Source organism: Enterobacter cloacae complex sp. IR53030, assembly GCF_049238365.1.
GTDB lineage: Bacteria > Pseudomonadota > Gammaproteobacteria > Enterobacterales > Enterobacteriaceae > Enterobacter > Enterobacter kobei.
On record NZ_JBMKHA010000037.1, the window covers coordinates 18,532 to 27,799 of the forward strand.

General features: G+C 49.6%; 8 protein-coding genes. 4 read left to right on the forward strand and 4 right to left on the reverse strand.

What is annotated here, in order from left to right; genetic code table 11:
* Positions 1–129 precede the first annotated feature (129 nt).
* From gmtX to metK, 4 genes are all read right to left on the reverse strand, one after another.
* Positions 130–807, reverse strand: coding sequence for a gamma-mobile-trio protein GmtX (gmtX, locus tag ACOTXR_RS23840; protein ID WP_014833216.1), 678 nt, complete (start codon positions 805–807; stop codon positions 130–132).
* The gene (gene gmtZ / locus ACOTXR_RS23845) at positions 807–3,446 is read right to left on the reverse strand and encodes a gamma-mobile-trio integrase GmtZ (RefSeq protein WP_032622071.1); all 2,640 of its coding nucleotides are present in this window, start codon (positions 3,444–3,446) and stop codon (positions 807–809) included. The genes gmtX and gmtZ overlap by 1 nt, the downstream gene beginning before the upstream one ends.
* Entirely contained in the window at positions 3,446–4,903 is a 1,458-nt protein-coding gene (gene gmtY / locus ACOTXR_RS23850; RefSeq protein WP_014833215.1) for a gamma-mobile-trio recombinase GmtY, read from the reverse strand. Before gmtY ends, gmtZ begins: the two co-directional genes overlap by 1 nt.
* A gap of 161 nt (positions 4,904–5,064) precedes the next feature.
* Positions 5,065–6,219, reverse strand: coding sequence for a methionine adenosyltransferase (gene metK / locus ACOTXR_RS23855; protein WP_014885184.1), 1,155 nt, complete (start codon positions 6,217–6,219; stop codon positions 5,065–5,067).
* A 138-nt stretch (positions 6,220–6,357) separates the two neighbouring features.
* Here metK and ACOTXR_RS23860 point away from each other — a divergent pair, with 138 nt between their 5' ends.
* From ACOTXR_RS23860 to speA, 4 genes are all read left to right on the forward strand, one after another.
* Complete coding sequence (locus tag ACOTXR_RS23860; RefSeq protein ID WP_014885183.1) at positions 6,358–6,576, forward strand: hypothetical protein; 219 nt, start codon at positions 6,358–6,360, stop codon at positions 6,574–6,576.
* A 68-nt stretch (positions 6,577–6,644) separates the two neighbouring features.
* Entirely contained in the window at positions 6,645–6,788 is a 144-nt protein-coding gene (locus ACOTXR_RS23865; RefSeq protein ID WP_418251728.1) for a hypothetical protein, read from the forward strand.
* 94 nt (positions 6,789–6,882) lie between these two features.
* Positions 6,883–7,014, forward strand: coding sequence for an acid stress response protein YqgB (gene yqgB, locus ACOTXR_RS23870; protein WP_127312443.1), 132 nt, complete (start codon positions 6,883–6,885; stop codon positions 7,012–7,014).
* Between the two features lie 8 nt (positions 7,015–7,022).
* Positions 7,023–8,999, forward strand: a complete 1,977-nt coding sequence (gene speA / locus ACOTXR_RS23875) for a biosynthetic arginine decarboxylase (protein WP_014885182.1) — start codon at positions 7,023–7,025, stop codon at positions 8,997–8,999.
* Positions 9,000–9,268 lie beyond the last annotated feature (269 nt).

Consider the following 9,268-nt stretch of genomic DNA (forward strand, 5'->3'; position numbering starts at 1 on the left):
TGTTCTGAGGTGAGCATATCACCTCTGTTCAGGTGGCCAAATTCAGTAAACCACTTCAATATGAATTTTCTCCCGCCAGACGGGAAAAATGGTGACAATTATGTGGAATGCTTACATAGCCATTTGCCGTTATTCATCTGCCACATCCAATAACTTTCGAAGCCCTGTGACAAAACCTCGTGGAAAAACTTCACTGTTGTAGTCCGTGTCTTTTACTTGCCCGGCCTGGGTAATCTGCCAGTTGTTCTTATCCATGCATTCCTCAGATATGGAATACGCCAGGGCTTTCTTTTCTGAGTGGGTGAGAATTCCTGACAGGGACGGTAATACCTCCACCGTAGATTCTGGTGTCGTTTGAAACTGCCGCACGGGGCGTTTGTCGATGATGATATTGGCATGTTGTTTGAGCAGATTTACTTCATTGCGGTAGCGGTTACGCTCGGCAATGATTTGGCCAAACAAGGCGCGTACCGCCAGGTCCGGGATGCGCTCTAAAAGTTTATAGTCTGCGGGAACAGATTTAGACCGGGAGGTACCGGATAATGGCTTTTGGATACTGGTATTACAAGTGGCTGCCCAGGCCTTTATCAGTGTGCGGTAATGCTCGTTACGGGTAGCCCGCAGGGCTTCATAAGCAAGACCGCCATCGGCAGCGGACACCAACCCAATCTTTGTGATGGAGAAGTCTCGCTGGCCTGATTCAGCATATTTCTTCAAGGTGTCATTAAGCTTTTCAAGGTTCTGCTGAGTCCGCTTTACTTTGCCTTCTTTCAAATCAGCAAGAATGATATCAATATTTAATTCCATTAGTTCTCCAGTAAGTCAGGCAGGGCAATGTGACTAAGGTGAATGGCTTTGCTGGTAAGGGACTGAATCCCCTCAGAAAAAAGGTTATTATTAGTCAGGTATTCACCTGCCTCAATATAACCGACCACCTTGCGGTATCCTTCAAGTTTATCGTCAGGATCAGCTATTTTAGCCATCTGGCGCAGCATTGCGTTGGCAGCAATAAGCTGCTGTTTATCGTCCATTTCCATGAAAACAGGCTCAAAACCTTTTTTCATTAATACCCGACTCAGCTGCACAGAACGCTTTTGAATGACCGGTGTTTTGCGAAGTTCATCCAGCAAATCTGGATAGAACTCAGCATCCTCGCACAATAAAGACAGATGCAATAATTCCGAGTCAGTTTCGATAAACTTCAGAGCATGACAAACGTCCTGCTCTGAGCCAACCGCAATCAATTTATCTTTGAGGTCGCCGTCCTTCCTGAGTTCTTCGACACGAATGATTTTGTTAATAAGTTCAAAACACGCAATCCAGTCTTTCGTATACTCATCTGCTTCTGCTTGCTGTATTTCATAACGGCGCTGTAGTGCCTTTAGCTCATCATGTCTGATAAAGGGTTTTCCTTGTTCCTCAAAGAAAAACTGTTCATCTTTAAGTATGTCCAGTTCACCTTCAATTTCCACAGATAAGGCAGAAGCCTGGTGTGCCCTGTAACTCAGCTGGTTAAATTGGGCATTGAGCGCAGGAAGGAACCGGGCCTCGGTGATAAACCATCGACAACGAATACAGTTTTGAGGCCCATGGGGGACACTTTCATAAATACGGCTGGCAGCGGAGCCTGAGTCTTTTATCAATACCCCACCATTCCAGCATCCTCCTAGGGTATTAATTTCATCAGGCTTCACGGTGTTACCTCCCATCAGGCACAGCCCACACGAACGCTCTTCCCAGCCAATCGGGTTACGATTAACCAGAGCTGTCTGGATACTCCCCTCGCTGTGATATGCCATCCTGCACTGAATCTGCTCCATTGAAGCATCTTTGAGAAAGTTGCGAACCGACAGCCTGGATTTAACATCCAGAGTGTCATGTGCCTCGCTCATTTTATCTGCCATGACAGAAGGTGTGATTTTGTTGTAATAGATGGTCATCAACAGGCGAGTATGGCCTGCTAGGAGTTTTGAAATTACAGGTAATGGCAGTTGTGTGTCCATTGTGTACGCAGTGATGAGAGAGACACGCAGGCTGTGAAGAGGAAACAGCGTGGCTGTACCTTTCATTCTTCCCTCGGGATAATCCACAACCAGCTTCAAACGCTCGTCGTTATCCAGGGTATCCCCGCGGGCTGCGAGTTGATTTTCTAATTCAAGCAGCAATTGATACCAGAATGAATCTGACGCGTTATAAGGAATAGGTTTTTGTTTATCCTCGCCTCTGGCAGATGCGTCACGGAACAGAAAAGCGATTTCTCCCATACTTTTCAGTTGTCTGTCTGATCCCTGGTGGTGTATATGCTTTCTCAGCAGCAAAGTACATTCGGTAGGCTTCGCAATCGGATTGTATTTTTCTTGCCAGTTCCTCAATTTCTCCAGCCAGTACAGCACTTCTTCGTTTTGCCACGGTATGATGTAACCACGTTCCAGTTCATTTTTATTCTGGTCAGCAGTCTTGTTGGTATTGATGTACAACCCCGTCGAGTATAGTCCAGTCATGGTATCGTAAATCCGACGGAATATGCCTTTTCCAAATGGGCGCTTTGCACTGCCAAGGGCGAAATCATGTCGAGTGTTAAGAATCCATCGACCATTTTCATAGCGCCACGTATCGGCTTCTCCGCTGTCCAGCATACGAACCTGCGAGGAACGAAGTGGCAGGTGGAGCTTAATGAAAATCATCATTGCTTTTACAGGCGACCAGATTTGATAAAGGGTGATTTTTTTACCTTTACGGGTCACTTCTCTGGTACGCCATACGCAGTCGGGGTCATTTTTATCAATCAGTTCTGGCCCGACTTCAAACCAGTCGCTCCCAGCATGCTGCGCCCAAACCCAGTATTTAAAGTGACGGTAATGCCAGGCAGGAAGTAATTTTTCTTCCTGTTTAAGATTCTGACCGATAATGGTGAGTTCAGTTTTATCCGGTAATGGACAAAGGATCTGGCGCAGGTTCTGAATATAGCGATATGGTAAGGGGTTGCGCACTGTTTCTGTAGCAACATATCCTTTTTTAATTTTTCGGAGTGGATTTAAAACCAATGGAACTAAATTGCCATAGTTATCTTTTTCCGAAAAAACGTCTTTGACAACAAAATCAATGAATTCATAAGCATAGTTCATGCCTTTTTGAATGTTCGCGGATGCGGCAACAGTGCTCCTTATAATTTGCTCAAACTCTTCACTGGAGCACTTATGTCCCTGGTAGCCTTTAAAAAATAATGACAAATCACTTATTGCATACGGGGCGTACTCAGCAATATAGGACTCAAAGAAGCGTCCCAGGGCCTCGCGTTTATCACTTATACCGAGGGTTTGTGTTGCCATCCACTTTGCTGCCAGCTCCTGCCATTGCCGCCATTCTGCGCCAAGCGTAGTCAGCATCCATAAGAAAGCTAAGTCGGATGTACGCCCATCATTTTTTTTGCTTTTTGGTGGCAACATTATTTACCTCTCAGCTTTGGATTCCGGCCTGTGAAATAACCCTGCGGGTCAATGTCATTAAAGCCATGTTCAGTTAGAGCTTTCCAGTCAAGAATTTTGACTTTCGAATCAGGGTTTGCCAGCAGCAGTGTAGCTTTAGTGAGTTCGTCCGAAATTTCTTTCTGACCTTTGCCTGTATATGGGATTTGTGAATCCAGAGACTTGTGATGCATGCAACGGCGGATCACAAGCGGGCTCAGCCCTGAACGCTCTAATCGTCTTCCGTAGTTATGTCGATGTCCGTGAGGGCCTAAACCTTCTGCCTTGTTTGGTTCTAAACCAATTCGTTTTAATCCATTGATGTAGTTGTCATGAAAAGCGGAAATTGTGTAAGGGTTACCGAGGGCGCTGTGATGAAAAGAAATGAATGCATAAGGGTGGTGACAGTCGATACTGGCGCGATACTTTTGATAGTTTTTCCAGAGTGACATAAACACTTTTCCATAGTCGGCAGGAAACCACTGAACCTGTAGGTAATTATCTTTATGATCAACCACGCGGTTCTTCCAGCCAAGTCGGGCAGTTCCTTTCATTCGCTGTCGTGGTATCCGGGCATATTGTTCTTTTAAATATGCCGCTCTGGTTGATGCACCAGAGCGATTACGCCAACCTTCAGGGGCCTTACCATCAGTCTCGTTATAGATCCTGACCACAGCACTGTCTGGGTTATACGGGTCTTCAAATACATCCGTCACCCAAAGTGTTAACGCCTCACTTTCGCGCACCCCACCACCGTGCATAAGCAGAAGAATTAATTTATCTCTTAGTGCCACTCGTGGATCGCCAGAGCCACCAACACCACACATATAGAATTTTTCCCAGTGCATTTCGGGAAATGCGATAGCATCATGTTCAGCTATTGTGAGAGGAGTACGGCCTTTGATCGTTCTAGCCTTACGGATGGTTTTGTTAACAGTTTTATCTTCAATATGACCTAAAAAATCGTTCTGATTTTTGCGATACCATGCGGCGTAATTTAACCTCTGTTCATGCCGGGTCGCTTCACACAACGGATTCACAGACTCTACACCTTGTTTGTGTGCCAGCCAGTCGGTGAAGGCAGTCAGTCGTTGAATATGTTTATTCACGTTACTGGTTGAGGCCGGCACCCAATACAAACCTGAAGGGTCAATCCCATTCTCGCCAATCGTTCCAGTATATAAACGCTTAGAAAAAGTCTGGAAGAGCAGCATTGGGTCGTCAAAGTCGCCTCTATTTGCCTCCATGTAATCCAGCAATAAGGACACAGCCTGGAGGACCCCATTCATTACCGAGTGGCTTACATCGTCGGCTTCTAACTTAAGCAGGTAATCTGTTACCACACTCAACTCTCCCTGCTCTGTCAGAAGGATAGGGATTTGGCTTTTGATACCAGTGTTATCTTCTACAATCGTTGCCCTGACTTTAACTGATGACAAATCATGTTTTCCTTTAAGTAGAATACACAATACACACTGTATACTTTGCTTAGTTTTGGGGTGAAAAAAAAGCAGATCCATCTGCTTTAGTACACTTTATACACGTTTAAGTTAACTGTATATAAACAAAGGCTGGCTTTTTTAACGCTCTTGTCAGTCGATTATTTCAGACCGGCAGCTTCACGCAGCAGGGCGGCTTTGTCGGTTTTTTCCCATGGGAAATGTTCACGACCAAAGTGACCGTATGCCGCGGTTTCTTTGTAGATTGGGTGCAGGAGATCCAGCATCTGAATCAGTCCGTATGGACGCAGGTCGAAGAACTCGCGTACCAGCAGGGTCAGCTGTTCTGAAGGCACTTTCTCGGTACCGAAGGTTTCAACCATGATGGAGGTTGGCTCAGCCACGCCGATGGCGTAAGAAACCTGAATCTCACAGCGGTCAGCCAGGCCGGCAGCAACGATGTTTTTCGCAACATAACGTGCCGCGTATGCCGCAGAGCGGTCAACTTTAGACGGATCTTTACCAGAGAACGCACCGCCGCCGTGACGTGCCATGCCGCCGTAGGTATCAACGATGATTTTACGTCCGGTCAGACCGCAGTCACCCATTGGGCCGCCGATAACAAAGCGTCCGGTTGGGTTGATGAAGAATTTGGTCGCAGAGCTCAGCCATTCGGTCGGCAGAACCGGCTTGATGATCTCTTCCATCACTGCTTCTTGCAGGGATTTCTGGTCAATCTCTTCGGAATGCTGGGTAGACAGTACCACCGCATCGATGCCAACGATTTTGCCGTCATCGTACTGGAAGGTGACCTGGCTTTTTGCATCCGGGCGCAGCCACGGCAGGGTGCCGTTTTTGCGTACTTCAGCCTGACGCTGTACCAGACGGTGCGCGTAGGTGACCGGGGCTGGCATCAGCACGTCGGTTTCGTTGGTCGCGTAGCCAAACATCAGGCCCTGGTCGCCCGCGCCCTGTTCCAGTGGATCGGCACGGTCAACGCCCTGGTTGATGTCTGGAGACTGTTTGCCAATGGCGCTCAGCACCGCGCAAGAATTGGCATCAAAGCCCATATCAGAATGCACATAACCGATTTCACGCACCGTGTTACGGGTGATCTCTTCGATATCAACCCATGCGCTGGTGGTGATCTCACCGCCAACCAGAACCATGCCAGTTTTGACGTAGGTTTCGCACGCGACGCGCGCTTTAGGATCCTGCGCCAGGATCGCATCCAGCACCGCATCGGAGATTTGGTCAGCAATTTTATCAGGATGTCCTTCTGATACGGACTCGGACGTAAACAGGTGTTTTGCCATGTTTTATTTCACCTAAGAGGAATTTGGTTAGCTCAAGCTGCTGTGTGGAATAGCCAAAGGAGATAATTCTACCAAGGCCTGCAGGTTTTTGACACTGGCAGTATGAGTGTTAATCAGTATAGATGGATTAACATCTGGATGGCTATTTTAGGTCACTTCTTCGCCCGATTTCCAGTTTTTTTTGATTCATCTCTCACGGCGTTGAAATGTCTGCTGGAAATTTTTCCTGACGGCGCTGGCAACCCACGCATTTTTGTTTTGCTTTTTAGCCCCCTTCTCGGTATAAAACGCGGCGCGCGGCTCATACAAAATAAGCGCTCGATGAACTCATCGAGTCGCCACTTCCAGCCGGGTTAAGCAGTGAACTTTTAGCTTTGGCTTGGGGTCCGTTTCAGCAGAGGCGGCCGTGGAGGTGATACGAGATAATGAACCATCGTTTTCCGCTAATTCAGCGCAGCCGTTCTGGCGCGCATTTGATTCCCGCAACCCGCATTTCTAGTCTGCAAACCTGCCGATGTTATACCCATCTCGGCGCTTCTCAGGATTCCAGGGCCGGTCAGGCTGTGTGAAAACTGAACAAGGGCGCTCTTGTTAATACAAGAGTTTTCTCGTGGTTTCGCCGAACCTTGTCATACAGAGTTCGGATACGTGTTTTACAATGATATGAATAAGAAACCGGTCGCACGGTCTGGATTTCAGCATACTCTGCTGGGAAACGGAGCCGTTTATGGGTTGTTATCGCCGTATAACGCTGCGATAGTAGTCAACTGTTTTACACTTAATACAAAGAGTTGAGGTTCGCTATGTCTGACGACATGTCTTCTTTTTCGCCTTCGTCAGCGGGCGAACAGGGTGTACTACGTTCTATGCAGGAGGTTGCGATGAGCTCCCAGGAAGCCAGCAAGATGCTGCGCACATACAATATTGCCTGGTGGGGCAATAACTACTACGACGTCAACGAACTGGGCCACATCAGCGTTTGCCCGGATCCGGACGTCCCTGAAGCGCGCGTGGACCTCGCCAAACTGGTGAAAGCCCGTGAAGCACAGGGCCAGCGTTTGCCTGCACTGTTCTGCTTCCCGCAGATCCTGCAACATCGCCTGCGTTCTATTAACGCCGCCTTCAAGCGCGCGCGTGAATCCTACGGCTATAAAGGCGACTACTTCCTGGTTTACCCGATTAAGGTGAACCAGCACCGCCGCGTGATTGAGTCCCTTATCCACTCCGGCGAGCCGCTGGGCCTCGAAGCCGGCTCCAAAGCGGAGCTGATGGCGGTTCTGGCGCATGCGGGCATGACCCGTTCGGTCATTGTCTGTAACGGCTACAAAGACCGTGAGTACATTCGTCTGGCGCTGATTGGCGAGAAGATGGGCCACAAGGTCTATCTGGTTATCGAGAAGATGACTGAAATCGCGATCGTGCTGGAAGAGGCTGAACGTCTTAACGTGGTGCCACGCCTCGGCGTGCGTGCGCGTCTGGCGTCTCAGGGTTCCGGTAAATGGCAGTCCTCCGGCGGTGAAAAATCCAAATTCGGCCTCGCGGCGAACCAGGTACTGCAACTGGTGGAAATTTTGCGCGAGCGCGGTCGTCTGGACAGCATTCAGCTTCTGCACTTCCACCTCGGTTCGCAGATGGCCAATATTCGCGATATCGCCACCGGCGTGCGTGAATCAGCCCGTTTCTACGTTGAGCTGCACAAGCTTGGCGTGAATATTCAGTGCTTCGACGTGGGCGGTGGCCTGGGCGTGGACTACGAAGGGACCCGCTCGCAGTCTGACTGCTCGGTGAACTATGGTCTGAATGAATACGCCAATAACATCATCTGGGCGATCGGTGATGCCTGTGAAGAGCACGGCCTGCCGCACCCGACGGTGATCACCGAATCCGGTCGCGCGGTGACCGCGCACCATACGGTGCTGGTTTCTAATATCATCGGCGTTGAGCGTAGCGAAATTTCCGAAGCGACGCCGCCGCAGGATGATGCACCGCGTTCCCTGCAAAGCATGTGGGAAACCTGGCAGGAGATGCACGAGCCGGGCACGCGTCGCTCCCTGCGCGAATGGCTGCACGACAGCCAGATGGATCTGCACGATATTCACGTTGGCTACTCTTCAGGCACCTTCAGCTTGCAGGAGCGTGCGTGGGCGGAGCAGCTTTATCTGAACATGTGCCATGAAGTGCAGAAGCAGCTCGACCCGAGCAACCGCGCGCACCGTCCGATTATCGACGAGCTGCAGGAACGTATGGCGGATAAGATTTACGTCAACTTCTCGCTGTTCCAGTCGATGCCGGATGCATGGGGTATCGACCAGTTGTTCCCCGTTCTGCCGCTGGAAGGGCTGAACCACGCCCCGGAACGTCGCGCGGTGCTGCTGGACATCACCTGTGACTCCGACGGTGCTATCGACCATTACGTTGACGGCGACGGTATCGCCACCACCATGCCAATGCCGGAGTACGACCCGGAGAACCCGCCGATGCTGGGCTTCTTTATGGTCGGGGCGTACCAGGAGATCCTCGGCAACATGCACAACCTGTTCGGTGATACCGAAGCGGTTGACGTGTTTGTCTTCCCTGACGGCAGCGTGGAAGTTGAGCTGTCTGACGAGGGGGATACCGTGGCAGACATGCTGGAATACGTTCAGCTCGATCCGAAAACGCTGCTGACCCAGTTCCGCGACCAGGTGAAAAACACCGGTCTCGACGATGCATTGCAGCAGCAGTTCCTGGAAGAGTTTGAGGCGGGGCTGTACGGGTATACTTATCTCGAAGACGAATAATTATTCCGCCAGTTAAATATGAAAAGGGTCTGACCGTGGTCAGACCCTTTTTTATGGCTACATGAAAACCCCGCCGGTGAACGACGGGGAGAGTGCGTTTAACTCAGCTGTTCGTCCTGGAACGTAATGGTCACTTTCGCATAGATATTAATTGGCATTTCCGCCATTAGCGGCAGCCACTGCTTCGGCTGGGCTGTTGCGCTCATATCGCCGTTCCACTGCTTGTGCTCAGGCGTTTTCGGCATGTCCATGCCGGTCTGACCGGTGGA

What these genes read in the sequence shown, in the direction of transcription:
- gmtZ (WP_032622071.1), bottom strand. Translation starts at nt 3,446, where the DNA reads ATGTTGCCACCAAAAAGCAAAAAAAATGATGGGCGTACATCCGACTTA.
- ACOTXR_RS23865 (WP_418251728.1), top strand. Translation starts at nt 6,645, where the DNA reads ATGAACCATCGTTTTCCGCTAATTCAGCGCAGCCGTTCTGGCGCGCAT.
- speA (WP_014885182.1), top strand. Translation starts at nt 7,023, where the DNA reads ATGTCTGACGACATGTCTTCTTTTTCGCCTTCGTCAGCGGGCGAACAG.
- ACOTXR_RS23860 (WP_014885183.1), top strand. Translation starts at nt 6,358, where the DNA reads ATGGCTATTTTAGGTCACTTCTTCGCCCGATTTCCAGTTTTTTTTGAT.
- gmtX (WP_014833216.1), bottom strand. Translation starts at nt 807, where the DNA reads ATGGAATTAAATATTGATATCATTCTTGCTGATTTGAAAGAAGGCAAA.
- yqgB (WP_127312443.1), top strand. Translation starts at nt 6,883, where the DNA reads ATGAATAAGAAACCGGTCGCACGGTCTGGATTTCAGCATACTCTGCTG.
- metK (WP_014885184.1), bottom strand. Translation starts at nt 6,219, where the DNA reads ATGGCAAAACACCTGTTTACGTCCGAGTCCGTATCAGAAGGACATCCT.